General features: G+C 68.2%; 27 protein-coding genes and 1 tRNA gene. 20 read left to right on the forward strand and 8 right to left on the reverse strand.

Annotation, left to right across the window (positions count from 1 at the left end):
* Positions 1 to 4: 4 nt before the first annotated feature.
* The 3 genes from OWC43_RS04585 to moaB form a co-directional block, all read right to left on the reverse strand.
* Positions 5 to 361, reverse strand: a complete 357-nt coding sequence (locus tag OWC43_RS04585; RefSeq protein ID WP_393955866.1) for a TonB family protein — start codon at positions 359 to 361, stop codon at positions 5 to 7.
* A 212-nt stretch (positions 362 to 573) separates the two neighbouring features.
* On the reverse strand, positions 574 to 780 hold the full coding sequence (locus OWC43_RS04590; protein WP_393955867.1) for a hypothetical protein: 207 nt from the start codon (positions 778 to 780) through the stop codon (positions 574 to 576).
* A 140-nt stretch (positions 781 to 920) separates the two neighbouring features.
* Positions 921 to 1,478 (reverse strand): molybdenum cofactor biosynthesis protein B, encoded by a 558-nt coding sequence (gene moaB, locus OWC43_RS04595; protein ID WP_137829679.1) that lies wholly within the window; start codon positions 1,476 to 1,478, stop codon positions 921 to 923.
* Positions 1,479 to 1,652: 174 nt separating this feature from the next.
* On the opposite strand from moaB, the gene purB reads away from it, so the two are divergent.
* The 5 genes from purB to OWC43_RS04620 all read left to right on the forward strand — a co-directional run bounded on the left by purB (position 1,653) and on the right by OWC43_RS04620 (position 7,377).
* A complete protein-coding gene (gene purB, locus OWC43_RS04600) occupies positions 1,653 to 2,960 on the forward strand; it encodes an adenylosuccinate lyase (RefSeq protein WP_393955868.1) in 1,308 nt (435 codons plus the stop codon).
* Positions 2,961 to 3,021: 61 nt separating this feature from the next.
* The gene (locus OWC43_RS04605; RefSeq protein WP_393955869.1) at positions 3,022 to 3,879 is read left to right on the forward strand and encodes a D-amino-acid transaminase; all 858 of its coding nucleotides are present in this window, start codon (positions 3,022 to 3,024) and stop codon (positions 3,877 to 3,879) included.
* Between the two features lie 103 nt (positions 3,880 to 3,982).
* The gene (locus OWC43_RS04610) at positions 3,983 to 4,282 is read left to right on the forward strand and encodes a hypothetical protein (protein WP_238308449.1); all 300 of its coding nucleotides are present in this window, start codon (positions 3,983 to 3,985) and stop codon (positions 4,280 to 4,282) included.
* Positions 4,283 to 4,588: 306 nt separating this feature from the next.
* Positions 4,589 to 5,881: an adenylosuccinate synthase gene (locus tag OWC43_RS04615; RefSeq protein WP_393955870.1), complete on the forward strand. Its 1,293-nt coding sequence runs from the start codon at positions 4,589 to 4,591 to the stop codon at positions 5,879 to 5,881.
* A gap of 53 nt (positions 5,882 to 5,934) precedes the next feature.
* Positions 5,935 to 7,377: a histidine kinase gene (locus OWC43_RS04620; protein ID WP_393955871.1), complete on the forward strand. Its 1,443-nt coding sequence runs from the start codon at positions 5,935 to 5,937 to the stop codon at positions 7,375 to 7,377.
* A 69-nt stretch (positions 7,378 to 7,446) separates the two neighbouring features.
* Here OWC43_RS04620 and rpoH read toward each other — a convergent pair whose 3' ends face one another.
* Together rpoH and OWC43_RS04630 are read right to left on the reverse strand one after the other, a co-directional pair.
* A complete protein-coding gene (gene rpoH, locus OWC43_RS04625; protein ID WP_137829685.1) occupies positions 7,447 to 8,337 on the reverse strand; it encodes an RNA polymerase sigma factor RpoH in 891 nt (296 codons plus the stop codon).
* A 221-nt stretch (positions 8,338 to 8,558) separates the two neighbouring features.
* Entirely contained in the window at positions 8,559 to 9,551 is a 993-nt protein-coding gene (locus OWC43_RS04630) for an RluA family pseudouridine synthase (protein WP_393955872.1), read from the reverse strand.
* An 80-nt stretch (positions 9,552 to 9,631) separates the two neighbouring features.
* Here OWC43_RS04630 and OWC43_RS04635 point away from each other — a divergent pair.
* Positions 9,632 to 9,707: transfer RNA gene (locus OWC43_RS04635), tRNA-Glu, on the forward strand.
* Between the two features lie 149 nt (positions 9,708 to 9,856).
* Here the strand turns inward: OWC43_RS04635 and OWC43_RS04640 are convergent.
* Positions 9,857 to 11,062 carry a DUF2252 family protein gene (locus OWC43_RS04640; protein WP_393955873.1) on the reverse strand — a complete coding sequence of 402 codons (1,206 nt, stop codon included), beginning with the start codon at positions 11,060 to 11,062 and terminating at the stop codon, positions 9,857 to 9,859.
* Between the two features lie 524 nt (positions 11,063 to 11,586).
* Here OWC43_RS04640 and OWC43_RS04645 point away from each other — a divergent pair.
* The 14 genes from OWC43_RS04645 (at position 11,587) to folK (ending at position 23,729) form a co-directional block, all read left to right on the forward strand.
* Positions 11,587 to 12,573 carry a lipid II:glycine glycyltransferase FemX gene (locus OWC43_RS04645; protein WP_393955874.1) on the forward strand — a complete coding sequence of 329 codons (987 nt, stop codon included), beginning with the start codon at positions 11,587 to 11,589 and terminating at the stop codon, positions 12,571 to 12,573.
* A gap of 461 nt (positions 12,574 to 13,034) precedes the next feature.
* A complete protein-coding gene (gene gmd, locus OWC43_RS04650; RefSeq protein WP_137829689.1) occupies positions 13,035 to 14,135 on the forward strand; it encodes a GDP-mannose 4,6-dehydratase in 1,101 nt (366 codons plus the stop codon).
* Between the two features lie 23 nt (positions 14,136 to 14,158).
* Positions 14,159 to 15,103: a GDP-L-fucose synthase family protein gene (locus tag OWC43_RS04655; RefSeq protein WP_393955875.1), complete on the forward strand. Its 945-nt coding sequence runs from the start codon at positions 14,159 to 14,161 to the stop codon at positions 15,101 to 15,103.
* Complete coding sequence (locus OWC43_RS04660; RefSeq protein WP_393955876.1) at positions 15,100 to 16,302, forward strand: glycosyltransferase; 1,203 nt, start codon at positions 15,100 to 15,102, stop codon at positions 16,300 to 16,302. Before OWC43_RS04655 ends, OWC43_RS04660 begins: the two co-directional genes overlap by 4 nt.
* Positions 16,299 to 17,102 (forward strand): WecB/TagA/CpsF family glycosyltransferase, encoded by an 804-nt coding sequence (locus OWC43_RS04665; RefSeq protein WP_393955877.1) that lies wholly within the window; start codon positions 16,299 to 16,301, stop codon positions 17,100 to 17,102. Before OWC43_RS04660 ends, OWC43_RS04665 begins: the two co-directional genes overlap by 4 nt.
* Positions 17,103 to 17,478: 376 nt before the next feature.
* Positions 17,479 to 17,568 carry a pyrroloquinoline quinone precursor peptide PqqA gene (gene pqqA / locus OWC43_RS04670; RefSeq protein WP_007564431.1) on the forward strand — a complete coding sequence of 30 codons (90 nt, stop codon included), beginning with the start codon at positions 17,479 to 17,481 and terminating at the stop codon, positions 17,566 to 17,568.
* A gap of 48 nt (positions 17,569 to 17,616) precedes the next feature.
* Positions 17,617 to 18,516 carry a pyrroloquinoline quinone biosynthesis protein PqqB gene (gene pqqB, locus OWC43_RS04675; RefSeq protein WP_393955878.1) on the forward strand — a complete coding sequence of 300 codons (900 nt, stop codon included), beginning with the start codon at positions 17,617 to 17,619 and terminating at the stop codon, positions 18,514 to 18,516.
* 157 nt (positions 18,517 to 18,673) lie between these two features.
* The gene (gene pqqC, locus OWC43_RS04680; RefSeq protein ID WP_393955879.1) at positions 18,674 to 19,750 is read left to right on the forward strand and encodes a pyrroloquinoline-quinone synthase PqqC; all 1,077 of its coding nucleotides are present in this window, start codon (positions 18,674 to 18,676) and stop codon (positions 19,748 to 19,750) included.
* Entirely contained in the window at positions 19,747 to 20,901 is a 1,155-nt protein-coding gene (gene pqqE / locus OWC43_RS04685) for a pyrroloquinoline quinone biosynthesis protein PqqE (protein WP_393955880.1), read from the forward strand. Before pqqC ends, pqqE begins: the two co-directional genes overlap by 4 nt.
* Complete coding sequence (locus OWC43_RS04690; RefSeq protein ID WP_393955881.1) at positions 20,898 to 21,617, forward strand: hypothetical protein; 720 nt, start codon at positions 20,898 to 20,900, stop codon at positions 21,615 to 21,617. The genes pqqE and OWC43_RS04690 overlap by 4 nt, the downstream gene beginning before the upstream one ends.
* The gene (locus OWC43_RS04695) at positions 21,598 to 21,960 is read left to right on the forward strand and encodes a hypothetical protein (protein ID WP_137829697.1); all 363 of its coding nucleotides are present in this window, start codon (positions 21,598 to 21,600) and stop codon (positions 21,958 to 21,960) included. The genes OWC43_RS04690 and OWC43_RS04695 overlap by 20 nt, the downstream gene beginning before the upstream one ends.
* Positions 21,961 to 22,040: 80 nt before the next feature.
* On the forward strand, positions 22,041 to 22,895 hold the full coding sequence (folP, locus tag OWC43_RS04700) for a dihydropteroate synthase (RefSeq protein WP_393955882.1): 855 nt from the start codon (positions 22,041 to 22,043) through the stop codon (positions 22,893 to 22,895).
* The gene (folB, locus tag OWC43_RS04705; protein WP_393955883.1) at positions 22,888 to 23,256 is read left to right on the forward strand and encodes a dihydroneopterin aldolase; all 369 of its coding nucleotides are present in this window, start codon (positions 22,888 to 22,890) and stop codon (positions 23,254 to 23,256) included. Before folP ends, folB begins: the two co-directional genes overlap by 8 nt.
* Complete coding sequence (folK, locus tag OWC43_RS04710; protein WP_393955884.1) at positions 23,253 to 23,729, forward strand: 2-amino-4-hydroxy-6-hydroxymethyldihydropteridine diphosphokinase; 477 nt, start codon at positions 23,253 to 23,255, stop codon at positions 23,727 to 23,729. The genes folB and folK overlap by 4 nt, the downstream gene beginning before the upstream one ends.
* A 61-nt stretch (positions 23,730 to 23,790) precedes the next feature.
* Here folK and xoxJ read toward each other — a convergent pair whose 3' ends face one another.
* Together xoxJ and xoxG are read right to left on the reverse strand one after the other, a co-directional pair.
* A complete protein-coding gene (xoxJ, locus tag OWC43_RS04715) occupies positions 23,791 to 24,654 on the reverse strand; it encodes a rare earth element methanol dehydrogenase accessory protein XoxJ (protein ID WP_137829701.1) in 864 nt (287 codons plus the stop codon).
* A complete protein-coding gene (gene xoxG, locus OWC43_RS04720) occupies positions 24,654 to 25,244 on the reverse strand; it encodes a methanol metabolism c-type cytochrome XoxG (RefSeq protein ID WP_393958492.1) in 591 nt (196 codons plus the stop codon). Before xoxG ends, xoxJ begins: the two co-directional genes overlap by 1 nt.
* Positions 25,245 to 25,574: the final 330 nt, after the last annotated feature.

Consider the following 25,574-nt stretch of genomic DNA (forward strand, 5'->3'; position numbering starts at 1 on the left):
ACGCTCAGCGAAGCGTCAGCGGAAAGCTGAGCTCGGTATAGCCTTCCAGCGTCAGCAGGCCGGGCGGCGGCGGGGCGAACGGACCCGCGGCCTCGACGGCACGGCGCGCCCGTTCGCCCAGGGCCGGATTCCCCTCCTCGATCGCCACCCCGTCGAGGGCGCCGTCGGCGCCGATCCGCACCCGCAGGGTCACCGGGCCGCCGCGCCCCGGCGCGACCCGGTCCGCCGCACCGATGCGGCTGACGACGGTGGCGACCCAGGCGCGGGCCTTGGCATCGACCCGCGGTGCCGCCGCCGCGGGCGGCATCGGCAGCGCGAGGAGCGACAGGACGAAACAGCGCGTCAGAAAACGGAACGCCACGCGACACCACTCCGGCGGCCGGGCTCGAAGCCGGCCCGTGAGAATGAAACGATAGAGCCGATCGGAAGAGGCAGCCGCATCCGTCTGGAGCGACCGGACGATGATGGTTCGTGCCGGCAGCCCGCGCCGCCGCAACAAAAAGGGCGCCCTGGGGCGCCCCGAACGCAAGACCGGGACCGATCACATCGTCGTGTCGGTCACGGTGACGCGTCTCACATGCGGTTCTTCTTGGACTTCATCTTCTTCGACTTCATCGGGCCGCTGCCGGACATCTTTCCGCTCATCTTGCTGTCGGGCTGCACGCCGGTGGCGTTGGAGCCGGTCATCTGTGCGGTGTTGCCGCTCTGGGCCGAAGCCGGGGTGGTGATCGCCGCCGCACCGAGGATGATGGCGGCAGAGAGAGCGATGGCGTGCTTCATGGGGCGTCTCCCGATTTGTCGTTGCAGACTTCCGAACCGCAACGACAACGAGGTCCTGCGGCCGAGGTTCCGCCCGCGGACCGACCGCCTTGTCACTGCGCCGCAACACGAATTCGGCGCGAGCCCCATCCCTGAGCCGCTCAGATCGTGGCCGCCGCACCCCGCCGCAGATGCTCGTCCAAGCGCGGCATGATCTCGACGAAGTTGCACGGGCGGTGGCGGTAATCGAGCTGGCTCGCCAGGATCCCGTCCCAGGCATCGCGGCAGGCGCCGGGCGAGCCCGGCAGCACGAAGATGTAAGTGGCGCCCGCCACCCCCGCGGTCGCCCGCGATTGCAGCGTCGAGGTGCCGATTTTTTCGTAGCTGATGCGATGAAAGATCGCCGAGAACCCGTCCATCCGCTTCTCGAACAGCGGCTCCAGGGCCTCCGGCGTCACGTCGCGACCCGTAAAACCGGTGCCGCCGGTGGTGAGGATCACGTCGATCCCCGGATCGCGCACCCAGGCCCCGACCCGCTCGCGAATGGCGCCGACCTCGTCCGGCACGATGTCCCGCTCCGCCAACCGATGCCCGGCCTCGGTCAACCGTGCGGCGAGCGTATCGCCGGACTTGTCGTCGGCGAGCGTGCGCGTGTCGGACACCGTCAGCACGGCGATCGAGAGGGGGATGAAGGAGCGGGCAGGTTTTGAGTCGGACATCGGCGTCTCGCGGGCGTTCACGGCGGATGCTGCCGCATATGGCGTCGCCCTGTCGACTTGTCCCGTGAATGTCCGGCGGGCACGGCAGGGGCGCCGGGGAACGCGTTTACGCTCCCTCCCGCCCCATGCTAGGCGCCGTCGCAAATCGCGCGTCCGGACGAGGCCTCGAACAGCATGATTCCCCGTTATTCCCGCCCCGAGATGGCCGCGATCTGGTCGCCGGAGAGCCGGTTCCGGATCTGGTTCGAGATCGAGGCCCATGCCACCACCGCGCTGGCGAACATCGGCGTCGTCCCGAAGGAGGCCGCCGACAAGGTGTGGGAGAAGGGCCGCGACGCGGTCTTCGACGTCGCCCGCATCGACGCGATCGAGGCCGTGACGAAGCACGACGTCATCGCCTTCCTGACGCACCTGGCCGAGATCGTCGGGCCGGAGGCGCGCTTCGTCCACCAGGGCATGACCTCCTCGGACGTGCTGGACACCTGCCTCAACGTGCAGCTGACGCAGGCCGCCGACATCCTGATCAAGGATCTTGACGCGCTGCTCGCCGCCCTGAAGCGGCGCGCCTTCGAGCATAAGCTGACCCCGACCATCGGCCGCTCGCACGGCATCCATGCCGAGCCGGTCACGTTCGGCCTCAAGCTGGCCCAGGCCTATGCCGAATTCGACCGTGCGAAGGAGCGCCTGATCGCGGCGCGCAAGGAAGTCGCGACCTGCGCGATCTCGGGTGCGGTCGGCACCTTCGCCAACATCGATCCGCGGGTGGAGGAATACGTCGCCGAACAGATGGGACTCCAGCCGGAGCCGGTCTCGACCCAGGTGATCCCGCGCGACCGCCACGCCATGTTCTTCGCGGTGCTCGGCGTGATCGCGAGTTCGATGGAGCGGCTCGCCATCGAGGTGCGTCATCTCCAACGTACGGAAGTGCTGGAGGCCGAGGAATTCTTCTCCGAGGGGCAGAAGGGCTCGTCCGCCATGCCCCACAAGCGCAACCCGGTGCTCACCGAGAACATCACCGGTCTCGCCCGCATGGTGCGCGGCTACGTGACCCCGGCGCTGGAGAACGTCGCGCTCTGGCACGAGCGGGACATCTCCCATTCCTCGGTCGAGCGGATGATCGGTCCGGACGCCACCGTCACCCTCGACTTCGCGCTGGCGCGGCTCACGGGGGTGATCGACAAGCTGCTGATCTACCCGGCCAACATGCAGAAGAATCTCGACCGGCTCGGCGGCCTCGTCCATTCGCAGCGGGTGCTGCTGGCCCTCACCCAGGGCGGCGTCTCGCGGGAGGATTCGTATCGGTTGGTCCAGCGCAACGCGATGCCGGTCTGGCGCGGCGAGGGCGATTTCCTGACGCTGCTCAAGGCCGATCCGGAGGTGACCGCGGTGCTGAAGCCGGAGCAGATCGAGGAGTGCTTCGACCTCGGCTATCACCTCAAGCACGTCGACACGATTTTCTCGCGCGTGTTCGGGGCGGCCTGAGCGGGGCTGTCCAGCACGGAATCTGCTTCTCCACGCGACGACGGAACGCCCGAGACCTCCGATGACCCGCACCGCCTACCTCAACGGTGAGTTTCTGCCCCTCGACGAGGCCCGCATTCCGGTGATGGACCGCGGCTTCCTGTTCGCCGACGGGATCTACGAGGTCGCGGCGGTGCTCGGCGGCAAGCTCGTCGACAACGCCGCGCATCTCGCCCGCCTCGACCGCTCGCTGTCGGAGATCGGCATCCGCAATCCGCATTCCGCACCGGAATGGGAACGGTTGGAGACGGAGCTCGCGACCCGCAACGGGCTCACGGAGGGGCTCGTCTACATCCAGGTCACGCGGGGCGTGGCCGAGCGCGACTTCTCCTTCCCGAAGGAGGACGTCGCGCCGACCGTGATGATGTTCACCCAGGCCAAGAGCATCGTCGCCAATCCCCTGGCCGAAACCGGGGCGAAGGCGATCACCGTGCCGGATCTCCGCTGGAAGCGCCGCGACATCAAGTCGGTGGCTTTGCTGGCGCAGGTCATCGCCAAGCAGCAGGCGGCGGAGGCCGACGCGGCGGAGGCCTTCATGGTCGAGGACGGCGTGGTGACGGAGGGGTCGTCCTCCTCGGTCTTCATCGTGACCAAGGCCGGCGCGATCGTGACGCGCCCGCTCTCGCACGCGCTGCTGCCGGGCATCACCCGGGCCGCCGTGCTGGCCCTCGCCGCCGAGACCGGCCTCGCGTTCGAGGAGCGGCTCATCAACGCCCGCGAACTCACCGAGGCGGCGGAAGCCTTCTACACCTCGGCCTCGGCCTTCGTGATGCCGGTGGTCGAGATCGACGGCCACACGCTCGGCGATGGCCGGCCGGGGCCGGTGGCGCGGCGCCTGCGCGAGCTCTACTTCGCCTTCGCCGAGGGCCGGGGGGGATAGGCGTGCGGAGATCCGAAGAGGACCGCGAAGAGGAACGTCCATGGGGGCGCCCCCGTTGGTCCGGGTAGGATCGACTGAGGACGCTATGACTTTCGGAAAGACGATGTTCGGTGCCGCCGCCCTGTTTGCCGCCTTCGCCGGCACGGTGGCGCTCGCACAGGATCCCTCCGTGCCCCAGCGCGGGCAGGACAGCGACCCCAAGCTGCCGGCCCCCAACGACCGGGTCCCCGAGAAGGTCCGGCCGGAGGGCGATACGACCGGGACCACGCTGAGCGACAAGCTCGAGAAGTCGGATGGCGTGATCAAGCCGCCGGCCGGCGTCGATCCCGAGATCCGGACCATCGCGCCGGATCCGACCCCGAACTCGACGCCGGTCATCAAGCCGCCGGGCAACGCCAAGTAGTCGCTGGAGACGCATTCGAGCACGGCAGCCCCGCGGGCAGCGGGGGGCCGGTCCCCAGCCGGAACGGGCCGCTTCGCTTGACGGGCCTGCGCAGATCGCCGAAGACGCCCCGTATCTTTGATCCCCCGGCGCAACGCCGGGGTTTTCGCGCGTGGCGCACCCGCTTGGCGCTCGCGCGGCGATATCGGCCCGAAGGGTGATTGCCGGCTTGGCTTACGGCCGCGGCAAGGCATCGACAGGCCGGGGCACCGTTCCGGAATCGTTTCGGGGCGAGGCGCCGGCGATTACGAGACAGGTCACACGCGCATGGCGAACGTCGTCGTCGTAGGCGCCCAATGGGGCGACGAGGGCAAGGGCAAGATCGTCGACTGGCTCTCCGAGCAGGCCGACATCGTGGTGCGCTTTCAGGGCGGCCACAATGCGGGCCACACGCTGGTGGTGGGCAACGCGGTCTACAAGCTGTCGCTGCTGCCCTCGGGCGTGGTTCGTGAGAATACCCTGGGCGTCATCGGCAACGGCGTCGTGCTCGATCCCTACGCCCTCGCCTCCGAGATCGATCGCTTGGCCGGACAGGGCATCACGGTCACGCGGGAGAATCTGCGCGTGGCCGACAACGCCACGCTGATCCTCTCGCTTCACCGCGAACTCGACGCCCTGCGCGAGGATGGGGCTCCGGGCACCAAGATCGGCACGACCAAGCGCGGCATCGGACCGGCCTACGAGGACAAGGTCGGTCGCCGCGCCATCCGGCTGATGGATCTCGCCGAGCCCGAGACCCTGCCGCCGAAGATCGAGCGCCTGCTCGCCCACCACAATGCGCTCCGCCGCGGCTTCGGCCTCGAGGAGATCGCGGAACAGACGATTCTCGACGAGCTGACCGGCATCGCCGACCGGGTGCTGCCCTATCAGGACACCGTCTGGCACCTGCTCGACGAGGCGCGCCGCAAGGGCAGCCGCATCCTGTTCGAGGGCGCCCAGGGCGCGCTCCTCGACGTCGATCACGGCACCTATCCCTTCGTCACCTCCTCCAACACCGTGGCGGGTCAGGCCGCGACCGGTTCGGGGCTCGGGCCGCGGGCGATCGGCTACGTCCTTGGGATCGCCAAGGCCTACACCACCCGCGTCGGCGAAGGTCCCTTCCCGACGGAGCTCCACGACGCGATCGGCCAGCGCATCGGCGAGCGCGGCCACGAATTCGGCACGGTGACCGGGCGCAAGCGCCGCTGCGGCTGGTTCGATGCCTGCCTCGTGCGCCAGACCGTGCAGACCTCGGGCATCGACGGCATCGCGCTGACCAAGCTCGACGTGCTCGACGGCTTCGACGAGATCAAGGTCTGCACCGCCTACGACATCGACGGCAAACGCTACGAGCACCTGCCGGCGAGCCAGGCCGCGCAGCAGCGCGCGGTGCCGGTCTACGAGACGATTCCCGGCTGGCCCGGCACCACCGCGGGCGCGCGGTCCTGGGCGGACCTGCCGGCCCAGGCGATCAAGTATGTGCGCCGGATCGAAGAGTTGATCGGGGCACCGGTGGCGCTCCTCTCGACCTCGCCGGAGCGCGACGACACGATCCTCATGCACAATCCCTTCGAGGATTGAGCGCAGGATTGGACCGGTAGAGCCGGCGGACAGGACAGGCGGATCCGGGCACGATGGCCGACTATTATCCGTTGCTCGCGCGCGCGCTCGAAGCCCTGCCCGATCGTACGCCGGCCTTGCGCAAGGCGGTCTACGACCGGGCCCGCAGCGCCTTGATCGGGCAGTTGCGCAATCTCGATCCGCCGGTGCCGGAAGCCGATATCGAGTTGGAGCGCAAGGCGCTCGACGCGGCGATCGGGCGGCTGGAGATCGAGTACGGCACCACGCCCGCGGCCCCATCGGCGGCGCCCGCACCGGCTCCGGCAGAGCCGTCGGGTCGGCCCGAGCCCAGAGCGGAGATGCCGGCGGTGGCGCCCGCTGCGCCGCCTCGGCCCGAGGCCGCTTCGCCCAAGCCCGTCGAGGCGAAACCGCTGCAGGCCGATTCTGTCGAGCCCGCGACGCCGATACTGCCGCCCGCTGAGCTGCGCGCGCCCGAGCCGGTGCCGGAGGCGGCGCTCACCTCCGATCATCTGCCGGAGCCCGGCCCGCCGGTCGACGCGCAACCCTTCGTGCCGCCCCCGCGCCGACCGAAGGTCGAGGAGCGGCCCGAGACGCCGGGCTTCATTCCCGTCGCGGCGAATGCCGAGAGCGACGAAACCCCGTCGAGCGATCCCGCGAACGGCCGCCAGCGGCCGCGTATCGACGTGGTGGCGCCGTCGGGTGGTCGATCGCGCCTCCTGCGCAATCTGTTCGTCGGCGCGGTGCTGGTCAGCGTGATTGCCCTGATCGCCGTCGCGGCCTTCTTCCTGCGCGACCAGCCGTCCGAGCTACAGCGCAACACGGCCGAGACCCAGGAAGGGACCCCCGCCGAGACGCCGGACGCGAAATTCGCCGACCGGGTCGGCGGCGAGGCGGAGTTGCGTCCGAAGCCGGCGGCCCCCGGCGCAGCACCGGCACAGCCGGAGATGACGGTCTCGCAGCGCGCGGTTCTCTACGAGGAGAACACCGCCGATCCGCGCGCCCAGCCCAATGCCGTCGGCGGCCACGCGGTCTGGCGGCTCGACACCGTGAGTGGCGAGCAGGGTGAGCCGCTGCAAACGGTACTGCGCGCCACGATCGAGTATCCGGAAGCCGGGCTCACGCTGACGATGACCCTGCGGCGCAACCGCGACGCGACCCTTCCGGCCTCGCACACGATCGAATTGGCCTTCACCAATTACGGCTCGGGCGCCAAGCGTTCGGTGCAGAATGTCGGCCTGCTTCAGCCCAAGGAAGAGGAATCGGCCCGCGGCTCGCCTGTGTCAGGCCTTCCGGTGCGGGTGCGCGAGAACCTGTTCCTGATCGGCCTGTCGTCACTCAAGAGCGACGTCGACCGCAACACCGATCTGTTGCTGCACCGGAACTGGTTCGACCTTCCTGTCTCCTACGCATCGGGCTCGCGGGCGATCCTGACCTTCGAGAAGGGCAGCGCGGGCGCCCGCGCCATGCAGGCCGCGTTCGACGCTTGGAAGGACTGAGAAGTCCGGGTTTCCGAAGGGCTCGCCCCGCTGGCGGGGCGGGGGGTTGCCCCCCGCCTTCCCGAAACCTTACGCCCGTGCCTCGGTACGGGGCAGTTCGCGCGTGGCGAGATTGCGCTTGACCGCTTCCTGCACCTTCTCGAAGGCGCGCACCTCGATCTGACGCACGCGCTCACGGGAGACGCCGAACTCACCGGACAGATCCTCCAGCGTGATCGGGTCGTCGGCGAGCCGCCGCGCCTCGAAGATGCGGCGCTCACGGGCATTGAGCACGCCGAGAGCGTCGCGCAGGGCCGAGAGGCGGTTGCGCCCCTCCTCCTCGCGGGCCAGCACCGTCTCCTGGCTCGGGCTGTTATCGACCAGCCAGTCCTGCCACTCGCCCTCGCCCTCCTCGCGCAGGGGCGCGTTGAGCGAGGTATCACCGGACAGGCGACGGTTCATGTCGACCACGTCCTGCTCGGGCACCCCGAGCGAAGTGGCGATCGACTTGACCTGATCGGGGCGAAGATCCCCCTCGTCGAGGGCCGAGATACGACCCTTGGCCTTGCGCAGGTTGAAGAACAGCTTCTTCTGGTTGGCGGTGGTGCCCATTTTCACGAGCGACCAGGAGCGCAGGATGTATTCCTGGATCGCCGCCTTGATCCACCACATGGCGTAGGTGGCCAAGCGAAAGCCCTTGTCCGGATCGAAGCGCTTGACCGCCTGCATCAGGCCGACATTGCCCTCGGACACCACTTCGCTGATCGGCAATCCGTAGCCGCGGTAACCCATGGCGATCTTGGCGACGAGGCGCAGATGCGAGGTGACGAGCCGGTGCGCGGCCTCGCGGTCGCCGTGGTCGCGCCAGGTCTTGGCCAGGGTGAATTCTTCCGCCGGCTCCAGCATCGGGAACTTGCGGATCTCGTCGAGGTAGCGCGAAAGGCCTCCCTCGTTGGCAAGCACGGGTAGTGCGCCAGCCATGTGCACCTCCTTCAACAGCCCCCCTGTCGGGCGGGCTCCAAGCGCGGCCGCTCCTCTTGAGCCGGCCATGCCGCATCCCATCTTAGACGGGTTCCGCCATGCCCGGTAGCGACCAACGCTGTTCACGCGGGGTCCAACGCGCGAAGCGGAGTCCGGGTTTAACGTGTCACGCGGGCGCACCCATCGCGGTGCCGAAACGCACCTTTTCGCCTTCGACCGGATCAAGCCTCCAACGCTCTGAGCAGATTTGAGAAATCCTCGGGCAGAGGGCTCTCGAACCTCAGCCGTTCGCCGGTGCGCGGATGCAGAAATCCGAGTTCGGCCGCGTGCAGCGCTTGGCGGTCCAGGGCGGCCAGGGCGGCCCGCGGCGCCTCGCTCAGCCGGGCCGCCTTGGTCTTGAAAGCGGCGCCGTAGGTGGCATCGCCGAGGAGCGGATGGCCCCGATGGCTCAGATGCACCCGGATCTGGTGGGTTCGCCCCGTCTCCAGACGGCAGCGCACCAGGGCCGTGAGCCCGTCGCCGCCCGGCAGATCCTCGACCCGGTAATGGGTGACGGCATGGCGCCCCTCTCCGTCCCGCACCACCGCGATTTTTTCGCGGTTATGGCGTGACCGTGTGAGGGACGCTGTGATGGTGCCGGCGCGGGGCTCCGGCACGCCCCAGACCAGGGCGAGATAGGCCCGCTCCAGCGCCCCGCTGCGGCCGTGGTCGGCGAATTGGGCGGAGAGCCCCTGATGCGCGCGATCGTTCTTGGCGACGACAAGGAGCCCGCTCGTATCCTTGTCGAGCCGATGGACGATGCCGGGCCGCCGCACACCGCCGATCCCCGAGAGGCTGTCCCCGCAATGGGCGATCAGCCGGTTGACCAGCGTGCCGTCCTCATGCCCCGCCGCCGGGTGGACGACGAGGCCCGCGGGCTTGTCGATGACGATCAGGTCGTCATCCTCGTGGACGACGACGAGCGGCAACGCCTCGCCCTGGGGCTCGGCGGGAAGCGGCGCCGGCACCAGAACCTCGAGGCGGCTCCCACCCGCGATTTTGCGCGACGGGTCGCGGATCTCCACATCGTCGCAGCGGACGTGGCCATCGCGGGCGAGCGCCTGAAGGCGGGCACGGGAGAGATCCTCGAAGCCCCGGGCCAGGACGCGGTCGAGCCGCTCGGGTGCGGCCCCCGGTTCGACGACGAGGCTGCGGACGGTCGTATCGTGAGTCACCGAACTTTTCTCGCTGCAGCGCCCGAAACGGCTTGCCCGGGCGCGGAGGCCTCGCTATAGCACCCCTCGCCGGCCCGGAAGCTCCCATCGTCTAGCGGTCTAGGACGTCGCCCTCTCACGGCGAAAACAGGGGTTCGATTCCCCTTGGGAGCGCCACCGGTCGAACAAGCCCCTGACGGGGCTTATTTTTTGCCTGAACGCCTTCTATCCAGACGCACCGGGCCCATCGGCTCGGTCAGCGCCGTGCCGGCTTGCCGTCGTGGACGAGGCGGCGCGCATTCAGGCGCATCCTCGTCCTAGGTTTGTCAGGCCGCCTCGGCATCCGCGTAGGAGCGGCAATGTTCGAGGTAGCCGACCTCGTGGCGACCAGCGAGATCGACCACGCTCGACCACAGCCAGGAGGGCGCGCCCTCGGCTTGCGAGATGCCGCGGGTGACGTCGCGCCGCCAGTTTGTGCGAACGGTCGCCTTCATCTGACGGCCATGGGAGGCACCGACCACGTGGGCGAGGTAGCGCGCCGCCCGCACCGCTTCGCCGCGACCGAACTGATCGACATCGAGCTTCAGGTCCTGCGGCAGCAATTCGCGCACCACGACCGGCTTCCCGAGAATCCGCGCGGGCAGCATGCGCTCACCCAGATTCGGCGACAGCGCCCGGGCGCCCGCCACGACGCGCTCGGCCGGGTTCTTCGGCATCTCGACGCCGGGCGCCGGCGGTGCCGCGGCGGCGACCGCCTCCTTCAGATCGACCAGCGCCAGCCTCGGCTTCTCGCCGCGCTCGTCGATGCGCAGCAAGGCGGCGTAGCGCAGGAAGCCCAGCGAGGAACATCCCTTCATCCAGTACGCGGCATCGAGCAGGCGCACGCGGGCCTCGCTCGCCTGGCCGTTCAGCGACAGGACGAGGTCCCGCACCCCCTCCTCGCGAAACAAGGTCTCGAGGGCGTCGCGCTCGTCGGCATCGAGGGCCCAGAAGCGGCGACCGAGGGGAATCCTCGGCTCCACATCCCTGAGCCGCTCGCGGGCGAGGTGCTTCCAGTGCCGGCCGAGCGCCCGGCGGCGGACGGTGCGGACCGCATCGGGCTCCGGCGGTTCTCCGTCGCCGTCCGGCGCCGCGAGACCCTCGGCATAACCCCGCACCATCTCCTCTAGCATCCGCGCGGTGACGACGCCGGGCAGGTTGGAGCCGCGGGCGGCGCTGGCCAGCGAGAGCCCCAGCCGGACGAGGTCGTGCGCCGGATTTCCGATCACCGTCTGATCGAGGTCGCGGATCTGAATCGCGACCGCCCCCTCCGCATCGGCCAGCGGCCCGAGATTGCCGAGATGACAATCCCCGCAGATCCAGATCGGCGGTCCCTCGGGAAGCGTGCCGCGGGGCAGGCCGTCGAGCCACTGATAGAACTTCAGGGTGTTCCCGCGGACATAGGCATGGGCCGATTTCGCCATCTTGAGCGCCCGCTGCCGCTCCAGCGTGGCCTCGCGGTCCGCCCGTTCCACCGATCGATGCGACGTCATCCGCTTCCCTTCGTGCCCCGCATCGCGCCATCCATCCGGCGTGCCAAGCAAACCGACAACGCGGCGCCGCCGGGAAACCGTGGCGCGGCTCAACGTCCCGGTATGGATGAGATTCCTTTCAGGAACGTAGAAGGGCTGTGCCGCCCGGCTCCTATCGACTGAGGCGGCGCCAGCATTTTATCGGGAATAGTGCCCGTCGCGGTTGCGTTCAGCTATGGCGAGATCGCACCGAAGCCGACAGAGCAGCGGGCCGATTCTCGGAAACGACTTTCGGCACAACCATGCCTGCGCGGCGACGATCACGCCCCTATCGGGGCCATTGGGAGCCCGGCGCGTTGCTGGCAGAACGGTTCGGTCTACGTCGACTCATCGCCGCGCTGTTCGCAGCGCCTGAGGAGGCCACGCCCCCTGCACGATCTGTGGCTTCGGCGCCGAAAATCCGACCACCCTCGTCCCGCCCGGAGAGCCGCCGCGGCCTGACGCCCGCACACGTCATCGGCCATCGCCAGAGCGCCGAGGGCCTCGTGATCGTCGATCACACCGACGCACCGGACTGGGATGCTTGGATCGACGCGGAGTCGGGCGGCAACTTCTACGCCGCCAAGCCCTGGGGCACGTACAAGGCTCGGCTGAACTGGACGGTCCGGCGCATCGCGGTCCAGGACGGCATCGGACGTCCCCTCGCTTTCGTGCAGGTACAAGAGCGCTGCATCGGGCCCGCGCGCTTCGTCCTGGCACAGGGCTGCCCCGTTTTGACCGCGGCCGGAAGAACGCGGGCGGAAGCCGCGCTGAGCGCCCTGCGCGATCACCTCGATCTCGGCCTCTTCGATCTCTTCGGCGTCAATTTCCAGGAATTCCAGGACAACGAGGCGATGTCGGCCTTGCTGGCACTCGGTTTCGTCCCTGTCGTCTCCGCCCGCCAGCACACGCTCGAACTCGATCTGACCCGCCCGATCGCGACGATTGAGGCCGAGCTCGACCCGAAATGGCGGCGCAAGCTCGCCAGGGCCCGGCGCAATGCCGATCTCGAGACGCGAATATTGACCGGAGCACAGGAGCGACTGCGCGCCTTCGACGTCTTCACCGAGATGTATGCCGCGCTCCGGAACCGTAAGGGCTTCTCGACCACCTTCGACCCGCAGGCGTTCCGGGACATCGCCGCCACCGACCCACGCCTCGTCATCCTCGAAGTGCGCGAGAACGGATCACCGATCATGGTCCGGATCGCCCACCGGGCCGCCGCGCGCTGGACCGACTTTTTCGCAGCCTCCAACGAGCGCGGACGGGCCACCAACGCCGCCGCCCTCTCGGTCTGGAGCTCGATTGAACGGGCGAAGGACGAGGGCTGCCCGATCTACGACCTCGGCGGCATCGATCCGGCGGGCGATCGCGGGGTGTTCGATTTCAAGCGCGGGATCAGCCGGCGCGTCGTCCAGAGCACGCCGCTCTGGCTCTACGGGCGCTCACGCCTCGTGCGCTCCCTTGCTGCCGCCTTCCTGGCCCAGCGCTGAGCGACGGCGACGGCACCCGGTCGCAATCCTCGACATCCTCTCCCGCCGCTCAACCCTGCGATCCATCCGGCACGTGCGCGACGAGCGGCGAACACGGCACTGCATCGCGGCATCGTCGACGAGGGGTCTCCGCCGCCGGGTCGGTTCTATGTAATTCATTACGAGTCGATAAAGGCTGTTGTTACACCGTAATTTAGTCCAAGACTGCGAAGGTCGGTCTCATGTTTCGGCGTGAGGCGGGCTTTCGCGGCTCATAACAGGTCGCTTCCCCTCTCGTCGTCTCTCAGGTGAGTCTCCCGTAGTCGGTCTCGTCCTTTCATGAGCCAAACATCCCGTTTCGGCACAGAGTTCGAGGGCACGCCGCTTGCTGAAGAGTCATCCATCTCATCATCCCGTCCCGCTGATCCGAGACGAGCAGGTGAGCTCGCAGTATCCTGAGTTGGCGCGTACCGAGGACTACGATGAAGACTGCTCTCATCACCGGCATCACGGGTCAGGACGGCGCGTACCTGGCAGAGTTGCTTCTCGGCCGCGGCTACCAGGTGCACGGCATCAAGCGCCGCTCCTCGAGCTTCAACACCGGTCGCATCGACCACCTGTATCAGGACCCGCATGAGGAGGACGTGCGCCTCCACTTGCATTACGGCGACATGACCGATTCGGCCGCCCTCACCCGCATCATCGCGGATGTGCGACCGGACGAGATCTACAATCTCGCCGCGCAGTCACATGTCGCCGTCAGCTTCGAGACGCCGGAATACACCGCCAATGCCGACGCGGTCGGCCCGCTCCGCATTCTCGAAGCCATCCGCCAGCTGAGACTGACCGAGTCCACCCGCTTCTATCAGGCCTCGACCTCGGAGCTGTACGGCCTCGTCCAGGCCGTGCCCCAGCGCGAGACGACACCGTTCTATCCCCGCTCGCCCTACGGCGTGGCCAAGCTCTACGCCTACTGGATCACGGTGAACTACCGGGAGGCCTACGGCATCCATGCCTCCAACGGCATCCTGTTCAATCACGAGAGCCCGATCCGCGGCGAGACCTTCGTGACCCGCAAGATCACCCGTGCCGTCGGCCGCATCGAGACCGGTCACCAGGACTGCCTCTGGATCGGCAATATCGACGCCCAGCGCGACTGGGGCCATGCGCGCGACTACGTCGAGGCGATGTGGCTCATGCTGCAGCAGGACAAGGCCGACGACTACGTCATCGCCACGGGCGAGACCCGCTCGGTGCGCAGCTTCATCGAGGCGGCCTTCGCCGAGGTCGGCCGCACCATCGTCTGGGAAGGCACGGGCGTGGATGAAGTCGGGCGCGATGCCCGCACCGGCGACGCCCTGGTGCGGATCGATCCGCGCTTCTTCCGCCCGACCGAGGTCGAGCTTCTCGTCGGCGACGGCACCAAGGCGCGCGAGGCCCTCAACTGGACCCCGCGTACGACGTTCCAGGAACTCGTGCGCGAGATGGTGGAAGCCGATCTGGAAGAGGCGCGGTTCGAGGCCGAGACGGCTTTGCGCCGTCCGCGTCATCACGGCGTGCCGCTGCGCTTGGCCGCCGAGTGAGCCGAGCCATGGCGAGCGGGACCATGCGCTACGCACTTTCGGGCAAGCGGGTCTTCGTCGCGGGCGCGCGCGGCATGGCGGGGTCGGCCCTGGTGCGCCGTCTCGCGCAGGAAGGCTGCGAGGTTCTCGACCACGGCCGCGAACGCGTCGATCTGCGCGATCTGGGATCGGTCGAGGCCTATTTCGCGGATACCCGCCCGCAGGCGGTGTTCCATGCCGCCGGCACCGTCGGCGGCATCCAGGCCAATGATCGCTACCCGGCGACCTTCCTCTACGACAATCTCGCCATGGCGGCGAACGTGATCCATGCCGCCCACAACCGGGGCGTGGAGAAGCTTCTCTATCTTGGCTCCTCGTGCATCTACCCGAAGCACGCCGCCCAGCCGATGACCGAGGACGCGCTGCTCACCGGCCCCCTGGAGCCGACCAATCAGTGGTACGCGGTCGCCAAGATCGCGGGGATCAAGCTGTGCCAAGCCTATCGCCGGCAGCATGACAGCGATTTCATCGCGGTGATGCCGACGAATCTCTACGGACCGGGCGACAATTATCACCCCGAGAACTCGCACGTCGCCGCCGCCCTGCTGCGCCGCTTTCACGAGGCGCGGGCGGCGGGAGCGCCCAGCGTGACGATCTGGGGCACGGGGACGCCCTGCCGCGAATTCCTCTACGTCGACGACCTCGCCGATGCCTGCGTCTTCGCCATGAAGGAATGGTCGAGCGAGGACATCCTCAATGTCGGCACCGGCACGGATGTGACGATCGCGGATTTCGCCCGAACCGTGGCCCGCGTCGTCGGCTACGAGGGCGAGCTCGTGTTCGATGCCGACAAGCCGGACGGCACGCCCCGCAAGCTTCTCGACGTGTCGCGCCTGGCCGGTCTCGGCTGGCGGGCCGGCACCGGTCTCGAGGAGGGCCTGCGCCGCGCCTATGCCGACTTCGTCTCGGGCGGAGGCCGGAACCGATGAGCGCCCGCATCCTCATCGTCCACAATCAGTACCAGATTCGCGGCGGTGAGGATGCCGTGGTGGAGCGCGAGGCCGCGGCCCTCGCCCGCGCGGGCTGCGCGGTCGAGACGCTGATCTTCTCCAACGACGACATCCAGGGGCCGGTCGATCGCCTGCGTGCGGCCGTCGAGGCACCGCATGCCCGGCGCGGGATCCGGCGCGTGGTCGAAGCGGTGCGGCGCTTCCGGCCGGATGTGGTCCACGCCCACAACACCTTTCCGCTGGTCTCCCCCGGCATGCATGCCGCGGTGCGGGCGGAGGGGGTGGCCACGGTCCAGACGCTGCACAATTTCCGCCTGACCTGCGCGGGCGCCATGCTGATGCGCGACGGGCAGCCCTGCGAGACCTGCGTCACCGGTTCGCCCTACGCGGCGGTGCGCCACCGCTGCTACCGCGGCTCGCGCCTCGGCAGCCTCGCGGTCGCGCGGATGATCGACCGCCACCGCCGCATCGGCACCTGGACCCGCGATGTCGACGCCTTCGTCGCGCTGACCCCCTTCGCACGGGGCCGCTTCGTCGCGGCGGGCCTGCCATCCGAGCGCATCGTGGTGAAGCCGAACGGTCTTCCCGATCCCGGCCCCCCCTCCGAGATCGCGCGGGACAGGATACTGTTCGCCGGGCGGCTCAGCCGCGAGAAGGGCGTCGAGATCCTGAAGGACGCGGCGGCCCGGCTCGGACGGACCATCGACGTCGCGGGCGAAGGCCCCTTGCGCGGGACGCTGGACGGAGCACCGAACCTCGCCCTGCTCGGCAGCCTGCCCGGCGCCGAAATCCAGGCGCGGATGGCCCGTGCTGCCGCCCTCGTGGTGCCCTCGCTCTGGTACGAGGGCCTGCCGATGGTGGTCGCCGAGGCTTACGCCGCCGGCACACCCGTGATCGCCTCGCGCATCGGCGCCCTCGCCGACCTCATCGAGGACGGCGTGACCGGCCTCCTCGTCACGCCCGGCGACCCGGTCGATCTGGCGCGGGCCATGGACCGTATCCTCGCCGATCCGTCGGCGGCCCGCCGGATGGGCCTCGCCGCGCGGGCAGCCTATCTGCGCGACTGGACCGAAGAGGCGACGACGGCCTCGCTTCTGGCCATCTACCGGCGCGCCTGCACCGCCCGCGCCGCCCTTCCCCTCCCCCTCTCGCCGTCCGTTCTGGAAATCGTCCGATGAGCCACGACCCCGCGGTCGCCCGGTTCCGCCTCGCCGGCACCGGCATCTCCGCCATCGATATGAAGGGCCTGGTCGCCTCGATCCGGCGCCGCCTCGAATGCGGGCGAACGCGGCCCGGCACCTTCGTGGTGTTCCGCGATGCCCACGGCATCGTGCGCGCCACCGAGGACGAGCGCCTGCGCGCCGCGCACGAGGCAGCGATGCTGGTCTGCCCGGATGGGCGCCCGCTCTACTGGCTCGGTCGCCTGCGCGGAATCGACGGCATCGGACAGGTGCCGGGCATCGAATCGGTCGAGGCCGTGTGCCGGGCCGGCCTTTCGGCGGGCTGGCGCCATTACTTCCTCGGCGGCGGCGAGGGCGTCGCGGGCGCGCTCGCGGAGACGATGGCGGCACGATTGCCGGGACTGCAGGTCGTCGGCGTCGAGACCCCCCCTTTTCGCCCGCTGGACGAGGTCGAGACCGCCGCCATGTACCGGCGCATCCGGACCTCGGGGGCGCAGATCCTCTGGATCGGACTCGGTACGCCGAAGCAGGAATTGTTCATGGCCGAGCATGCCCCGCACCTGCCCGGCACCGTGGCGATGGGCGTCGGCGCCGCCTTCGACGTCCTGACGGGGCGCGTGCCGCGGGCACCGAAGGCATTCCAGGTCATCGGCCTCGAATGGGCCTATCGCCTGCTGCGCGAGCCGCGCCGGCTGACCGGTCGCTACATTCACACGATCCCGCGCTTCCTGGCCCTCGTGGCCGCCGATCGCCGTCATCGCCCGGCACACATCGCGGAGAAGGTGCGGCACGGGTAACGCCGTCGCCCCGTCCACGCACCCTCCCAGCCTCCCTCAGGGCTTCCTTTCCCCATGCCCGCCGTCGGAGACGGTGGGCATTTTTGTTCGTCCTGCGGCGGGCGGCCGCGGGTCAGTTGAAAAACCCGATGCGGGGCAATGCCCTGAGAGTGATGTTACGCCCGTAACGGCAACCGCACAGGGGCGTCCGAGAAGGGAATTGGCAACATCGCTCACGTCTTCTTGGGAAAAAACGGCAATTTGGGTCTTGCGGGCGGAGCCGGACTGGGCGATATACCTCCCGCGCTGAAAATCGGTGCACCGTCAGTATCTTACGATCTTCTTAGAGTGGTGATCGCGAGGCTCTGACGTCCTATAATTTTCGAGGAGAGACACCATGAAGTGGGCTGCCCCGGTCGTTTCCGAGATCTGCGTCGGCATGGAAGTCACGAGCTACGAGTCGGCTGAGATCGATACCTTCAACTAAGAAGGTTGGAGCCGGGCCTGGGCGATCGCGGACGAGCGGGTAGCTACCATGCATGTCGTGATCCTCGGCTCGGCGGCGGGCGGCGGCGTTCCTCAGTGGAACTGCCGCTGCTCCATCTGTTCCCTGGCCTGGGCCGGTGATCCCAGGGTCAAGCCTCGCACGCAGTCGAGCATCGCGGTCTCCCCCGACGGGGAACGTTGGCTCCTGCTGAACGCCTCCCCCGACATCCGCCAGCAGATCCAGGCGAACCCGCAGATGCATCCGCGGGAGGGTCTGCGCCACTCGCCGATCCACGCCGTGCTGCTGACCAATGGCGACGTCGATCACGTCGCGGGTCTTCTCACCCTGCGCGAGGGGCAAGCGTTCACCCTCTACGCCACGCCCGGCATCCTCGGCTCCGTTTCCGAGAACCGCGTCTTCGACGTGATGGCTGCCGACGTGGTGAAGCGGCAGACGATCTCGCTCAACGAGACCTTCGAGCCGGTGCCCGGCCTCAGGGTCACGCTGTTCTCCGTCCCGGGCAAGGTGCCGCTCTGGTTGGAGGATGCCTCGATGCAGATTGGGGCCGAGACCGAGACCACCGTGGGGACGATGATCGAGGCCGGGGGCAAGCGCCTCGCTTACATTCCCGGCTGCGCCCGGGTGACCGACGATCTCAAGACGCGCGTCGCGGGGGTCGATGCTCTGCTGTTCGACGGCACGGTGCTCGAAGACGACGACATGATCCGCGCCGGCGTCGGCACCAAGACCGGCTGGCGCATGGGCCATATCCAGATGAACGGTGAGAACGGTTCGATCGCGTCCTTCGCCGATGTCGAGATCGGGCGGCGCGTCTTCGTTCACATCAACAACACCAATCCGGTCCTCGTCGAAGATTCGCCCGAGCGCGCGAGCGTCGAGGCACGGGACTGGACCGTAGCCCATGACGGTCTGACGCTCGACCTCTGAGCCGAAGTGGGCGGTGGTGGGCCTGGAAGTTTGGGCCCCGACCTAATATATTTTGCACGATACAATCGTGCGGTGGCCGTCCTGTCCTTCGAGGACCCGGTTGCCCATTTTAAAAAAGCTCCAGGAAACGCGACCAAGCCGGGGAGAGTCCGACGCCATGACCGCCCAATTTCCGCCCCCCGTCCCTGAAGCCGAGCAGCGGCTGTTGAGCCACGAGGAGCTCGAGGCGGCGCTCCGCGATATCGGCGCCCGCCGCTATCACAACCTGCACCCGTTCCACCGCCTGCTGCATGACGGCAAGCTGTCGAAGGATCAGGTTCGGGCCTGGGCGCTCAACCGCTACTATTATCAGGCGATGATCCCGGTGAAGGACGCGGCGGTGCTCGCCCGCCTGCCGGACGCACAGCTGCGCCGCATCTGGCGTCAGCGCATCGTCGATCACGATGGCGACCACGAGGGCGACGGCGGCATCGAGCGCTGGCTGAAGCTGGCGGAAGGGGTGGGATTCGAACGCGAGTACATCCTGTCCACGAAGGGCATCCTCTCGGCGACGCGCTTCTCGGTCGATGCCTACGTGCATTTCGTCTCGGAGCGGTCGCTGCTGGAGGCCATCGCCTCCTCGCTCACCGAGATGTTTTCGCCGACGATCATCTCGGAGCGCGTCGCCGGGATGCTGAAGAATTACGACTTCATCACCAAGGAGACCTTGGCTTATTTCGACAAGCGTCTCACCCAGGCGCCGCGCGACGCCGACTTCGCCCTCGACTACGTGAAGCGGCACGCCACCACGCCGGAGCTGCAGCGCGCCGCCATGGCCGCGCTGACCTTCAAGTGCAACGTGCTCTGGACGCAGCTCGACGCCCTGTACTTCTCCTACGTGGCACCGGGCATGATCCCGCCGGATGCGTGGCAGCCGGGCGAGGGACTCGTCTCGGCGGGCAGCCCGGCAGGGGCGCCCGCTCCCTTCCAGGGTGGCGACGTGCCGCGGCTGCCGCGGGGCGTGCGCCTGCGTTTCGATGAGGTGCGCGACAAGCACGTCCTGCTCGCGCCCGAGCGCACCTTCGACCTCGACGACAACGCGGTCGCGGTCCTCAAGCTGGTCGACGGCACCAGCAGCGTGTCGCAGATCGCCCGGACTCTCGGCGAAACCTACGACGCCGATCCGGCCGTCATCGAAGCTGACATCCTGGTGATGCTGGCCGGCCTCGCACAGAAAAGGGTCCTGGAGCGATGAACGCACCGACGCCCGGCCTCTCCCCCAGCGAAGTGATCCCGGCGCCGGTGGGTCTGCTCGCAGAGCTGACCCATCGCTGCCCGCTTCGCTGCCCCTATTGCTCGAATCCGCTCGAACTCGACCGACGCTCGGCCGAGCTCGACACGGCGACGTGGCTGCGGGTGCTGACCGAGGCGGCGTCCCTGGGCGTGCTCCACGTCCATCTCTCGGGCGGCGAGCCGACCGCCCGCCAGGACATCGTCGAGATCACGGCCAAATGCGCCGAACTCGGTCTCTACTCGAACCTGATCACCTCCGGGGTCGGCGGTGCCCTGGGCAAGCTCGACGCGCTCTACGATGCCGGGCTCGACCACGTGCAGCTCTCGGTTCAGGGCGTCGATGCCAAGAACGCCGAGAAGATCGGCGGCCTCAAGAACGCCCAGCCGCAGAAGATGCAGTTCGCCGCCCGCGTCACGGAGCTCGGCCTGCCGCTGACGCTGAACTCGGTGATCCACCGCGGCAATATCCACGAGGTTCCGGGCTTCATCGAGCTTGCGGTCAAGCTCGGCGCCAAGCGACTGGAGGTGGCCCATACGCAGTATTACGGCTGGGCCTACGTCAATCGCGCCTCGTTGATGCCCGACAAGCGCCAGGTCGACGAGTCGATCCGCATCGTCGAGGCCGCGCGCGAGCGGCTGAAAGGCCAGCTCGTCATCGACCTCGTGGTGCCGGATTACTACGCCAAGTATCCGAAGGCCTGCGCGGGCGGCTGGGGCCGCAAGCTGATGAACGTCACCCCCCAGGGTAAGGTGCTGCCCTGCCACGCCGCCGAGACCATCCCTGGCCTCGAGTTCTGGTACGTGAACGACCACTCGCTCGGCGACATCTGGGCGAAGTCGCCGGCCTTCGCCGCCTATCGTGGCACCTCCTGGATGAAGGAGCCCTGCCGCTCCTGCGACCGGCGGGAGAAGGATTGGGGCGGCTGCCGCTGCCAGGCCTTGGCGCTCACGGGCGATGCTGCCAACACCGATCCGGCCTGCTCGCTCTCGCCCCTGCACTCGAAAATGCGCGATCTTGCCACCGAAGAGGCTGCCGAGAACCCGCCGGACTATATATACCGCACCATCGGGACGAATGTGCAAAGTCCTTTGACCGAGAAGGCACCCCTTTGAACCGTACCCTCCTGCTGGCCGCGCTCGCCGCGGCTTCCCTGACCGTGACCGCCGCGCGGGCGGCTCCCGACGCTGCCACTCCCGCGCCGACCCCGGTCGCGACCGATGCCACGACGCCGAGTGCGGGCGATCTGCTGTTCGAGCGGCCGCAGATGAAGAACACGGCGCCGGGCAGCACGATCACCTACGATTACCTGCGCCGCAGCGGCATCGTGCGCGGTCCCTACGGCCCGCCGATCAGCGACGAGATCAAGTTCACGATCGAGCCGGGCAAGAGCGCCGAGAGCCGCGACGTGCGGGTCCAGATGTTCTCCGGCGGCAACCGCATTCCGGCGGGGCCGTTCGTGGACATGCCGGGCAATCCTGTGCTGAGCTTGTTCCTCGAGAACCATCTCAAGGGATTGGCCGGACTTCTGGAAGCCAATCCGCGCTATCTCAAGAATGCCATCCGCAAGGGTATGCGCGAGAAGGCCACGATCACGAAGACCGAGGTCGAGTTCAAGGGCCGCAAGGTCGAGGGTTGGCGCATCGAGATGCAGCCCTTCGTCGGCGACCCTCTGACCGACCGCATGCGCGGCTTCGACAATCTCACCTACACCTTCGTCACGTCGCCGGACGTGCCGGGCGAGATCGTCTCGATCCAAGCCCGTGCCACCAAGCCGGATGGCGGCGAACTCCTCGAAGAGAGGCTCGATTATGACCAGAAGGATTCCTGAGGCCCTCGCCGCGGCTCTGCTGGCTGCGGTTCTGGCGGCTCCGGCTCAGGCCGAGGAAAACGACTACCCGACGGATGCCCGCGCCGATTACGTGTTCGGCTGCATGGCCGCCAACGGGCAGACCCGCGAGGCGCTGGAGAAGTGCTCCTGCTCCCTCGACGCGATGGCCGCGATCCTGCCTTACGACAAGTACGTGCAGGCCTCGACCATCCTGTCGATGCGTCAGGGCATCGGCCAGCGCACCACCGCGTTCAAGTCGACCAAGATGTTCGATGACCGCGTCGCCGATCTCCGCCGCGCCCAGGCCGAGGCCGAGATCCGTTGTTATCGCGGCGCGAGCTGAAACCGTCTGCGCCGGGGGCTGGTCTCCCGGCGCCCGAGAGGCTAGGCCCGGCCGGCCCCGATGTATTCTAACCCGGTCCGATGTCCGCCACTTCCCCTCCGACGAGCCGCCTGACGGCGTTGCTGCCCGATCTGGGGCGGCGCACCTTGGTGATGGGCATCCTCAACGTCACCCCGGACTCGTTCTCGGACGGTGGCCGGTTCGAAGGCGTCGAGGCGGCCCGCCGGCAGGCCGACACGTTGGTCGCAGAGGGTGCTCAGATCCTCGATATCGGCGGGGAATCGACCCGGCCCGGCCATGTGCCGATCTCGGCCGAGGAGGAGCAGGCCCGGGTCCTGCCGGTCATCGCAGCGCTCGCGCCGCATCTGGCCGTCCCGATCTCCATCGACACCTACAAGGCCTCGACGGCCGAGGCTGCATTGAGGGCGGGCGCAGCCCTCGTCAACGATGTCTGGGGCCTGCAGCGGGAGCCGGAGATCGCCCGGGTGGCCGCCGCGCACGGTGCCCCCGTCATCGTCATGCACAATCGCGAGACGATCGACCCGAGCCTCGACATCGTCGAGGACATGAAGCGGTTCTTCGCCCGCTCCCTCGACATCGCCCGCCGCGCCGGCATTCCGGACGCCGACATCGTGCTCGATCCCGGCATCGGCTTCGGCAAGAGCTGGGATCAGCATCTGGAGGCGCTGCGGCGCCTGCCCGAGATCCGTGCCCTCGGGTTCCCGCTCCTGGTCGGCGTCTCCCGCAAGAGCCTGCTGGGACGGCTGCACGATCGGGAGACGGCGCCGCGGGATCGTCTGATCGGGTCGATCAGCGCCCATGTGCTGGCCGGTACGCTCGGCGCCGACATCGTCCGAGTCCACGACGTCGCGCAGCATATCGAGGCGCTGCACGTGCTCGACGCGGTGATGCGTCCGGAATCCGCACGTGGCTGACCGCATCCTCGTCCACCGCCTCGCGGTCTTCGCCCGCCACGGCGTCCTGCCGGAGGAGGAGCGGCTCGGCCAGCGCTTCTACATCTCGCTCGAATGCCGCCTCGACCTGTCCGAGGCCGGGCGAAGCGACGATGTGGCCACGACCGTGAGCTACGCCGATCTCGCACAGATCGCCGTCGAGACCGCCACCGAGCGGCGCTTCGCGCTCATCGAAGCCTTGGCCGAGGCCATCGCCGAGACCTGCCTCGCCCGGTTTCCACGGATCGAGGCGATCCGGGTCCGGATCGACAAGCCGAGCGCCCCGATCCCGGCGATCCTCGATTACGCTGCGATCGAGATCGAGCGGGAGCGCCGCACATGACGTCCGCCTATCTCGGCCTCGGCAGCAATATCGGCGATAAGGCGGCAATGCTCTCGGCCGCCGTCGCGCGGCTGGCCGCATGGCCCGGCATCCGCCTCGTCGCGCGCTCCGCCGATTACCGGACGCCACCCTGGGGCGATACGGATCAGGATTGGTTCCTCAACGGCGCAGTCGCCGTCGAGACCGACCTCACACCGCACGAATTGCTTGAGGCCTGCCTGTCGATCGAGGCGGCCCTCGGCCGGGTCCGCGAGCGCCGCTGGGGCCCGCGCGTGATCGATATCGACGTGCTGTCCTACGAGGGCGCCGAAGTGTCCGACGAGCGGCTGGTGTTGCCGCACCGTTTCGTGCGGGAGCGGGCCTTCGTGCTGGTCCCACTGGCCGAGATCGCCCCCGACCTCGTCATCGGCGGCGAGACCGTCCGCGACGCGCTAACAAAGCTCGACGCAACCGGGATTGAGCGGAACGAATGAGACAGGGCCCGGATGCATCGCGCATCCGGGCCCTGTTTCTCACGATCGACCGAAGACCGCCTCAGGGATCTTTCGCGTCGCCGCTCGCTTCGAGGAGCTTGTTCTCCTCGGCGGCGAGCAGGGGCACGCCGTAATCGCGCAGCACCTTCTCGATGTCGTCCTTGCGCTTTCGCAGAACGGTATTGATCGTGCGCTTCCAATCGTCCTCGTTGTGGCGCACGCCCATGGAGACGCGGAAGGTGAGCGCCGGACGACCCGGCTCGTTGAGCAGCGGCACGACATCCATCGGCACGCCGCTTTCCCGCGCCAGCCAACCGGCGGACGGCCCCCACAGGATCGCGACATCGACCTTCTTCTCGGCGAGGTCGGCGATGACCTCGGCCGCCACCGTCTGGTGCTTCCGGTCGGCGGCGAAGGTGTAGGGCGCGTAGGGAATCAAACGATCGCCCGCGAGGCCAACCTCCGTCAGCCGGGCCACCGGCGGCGTGCCGGCGATGATGCCGATCTTCTTGTCCTTCAGCCGAGGGTCGTCGAGCCCCTTCAACCCATCCACTTCGCCCTTACGGGTCACCACCGCATAGGCCGAGCGATAGTAGGGGTTGGTCGGCTGGACCACCTCGCCACCCGAAGTGCCGATGATCAGGTCGCACAGCCCAGTGCCGAGGGTGTTGCGGACAAAGCCCGGTCCCTGGGTGAGCCAGTAATACCGCAGCTTGACCTTGAGTTCGTCGGCGACGATCTCGGCGATCTTGTTCTCGAAGCCGCCGCCCTTGCGCTGCGAATACGGCATGTTGCCGGGATCCGAGCAGACCCGCAGGACATCGGTGGTGACGAGGTCGGGCAGGTGCTGGGCCCGAGCGTCGCGCGCTCCTGCTGCGATCAGCAGGAGCGCGACGACGGGAAGGAGGGAGTGGCTGCGGGGCATCAGCCGCCCAGGCACTCCGCCTCCGCCTTCTTGTAGGCCTCCGGCTTGTCCTCCTTCTCGCCCGGACGGGCGCGGCCCCAGGCGCCGGCGGCGCGGGCACGGAGATACACGTAGAGGTCGTTGGCGTAGCACATGACGTTCTTGTTGTCGCCGAAGGCGGGCATCACCTGGTTGGCGGTGTTGTTCACCTCCTGCTTGCCGCCGGCGAGGATGCCGTAGAACTCCTCGTAGGAGAGGCGCTTCAGCGAATCCTTGAGGGCCGGGGCGTAGGTCGAACCCATGCCATCCGGGCCGTGGCAGACGTGGCACTCGGCGTGATAACGGCGGTAGCCGGAATAGGTGTACCAATCGACCTTCTTGCCGTCGTTGGTCACGCGGAAGGTCGGGTGGCCGTCCTTGTCCGTGTACTTGCCATCCTCGTCCTTCACGGCCGTGGCGGCCTTGAGGACCGGCTCGTCGATTTCCTTGGCGTTGGGATCGAGCTTGTTGGCCAGCTCAGGCTTGGCATCCTGCGCGGCGACGAGAGTGGCCGTGGGAACCGTGCCGATGACGGCGGCGCCGACGAGACCAAGCAAAGCGAGGGTTTTCATTGAGGACAACGACGTTTCTCCCGAGACCACGATGTTGCACCGCAACGTAAATCGTGCGGTTACCGCAGCGTCTTACATGCTTATCATAAAATCATAAAGATGCCGGCGCGGGAACCGCGCCGGCATCTCTTTGCATGGGCTGGCCATGCGACCGAGCGTCTCTTGCGACAACTTCCGGTTTAAGGAAGGACTTCCCGCCGGATCTTGCGACCGACGAGAAGTGTCGTTGAGACTTAGTTGTTCGGCAGGGAGAAGACGGTGAGCTGGCCGCCGAGGTTGGTGTAGCTCGACAGGGCCGCGTAGCCGCCCACCGCGCCGAGGCCGGCGTTC

The sequence above is a fragment of the Methylorubrum sp. POS3 genome, from assembly GCF_043352485.1.
Classification (GTDB): domain Bacteria; phylum Pseudomonadota; class Alphaproteobacteria; order Rhizobiales; family Beijerinckiaceae; genus Methylobacterium; species Methylobacterium suomiense.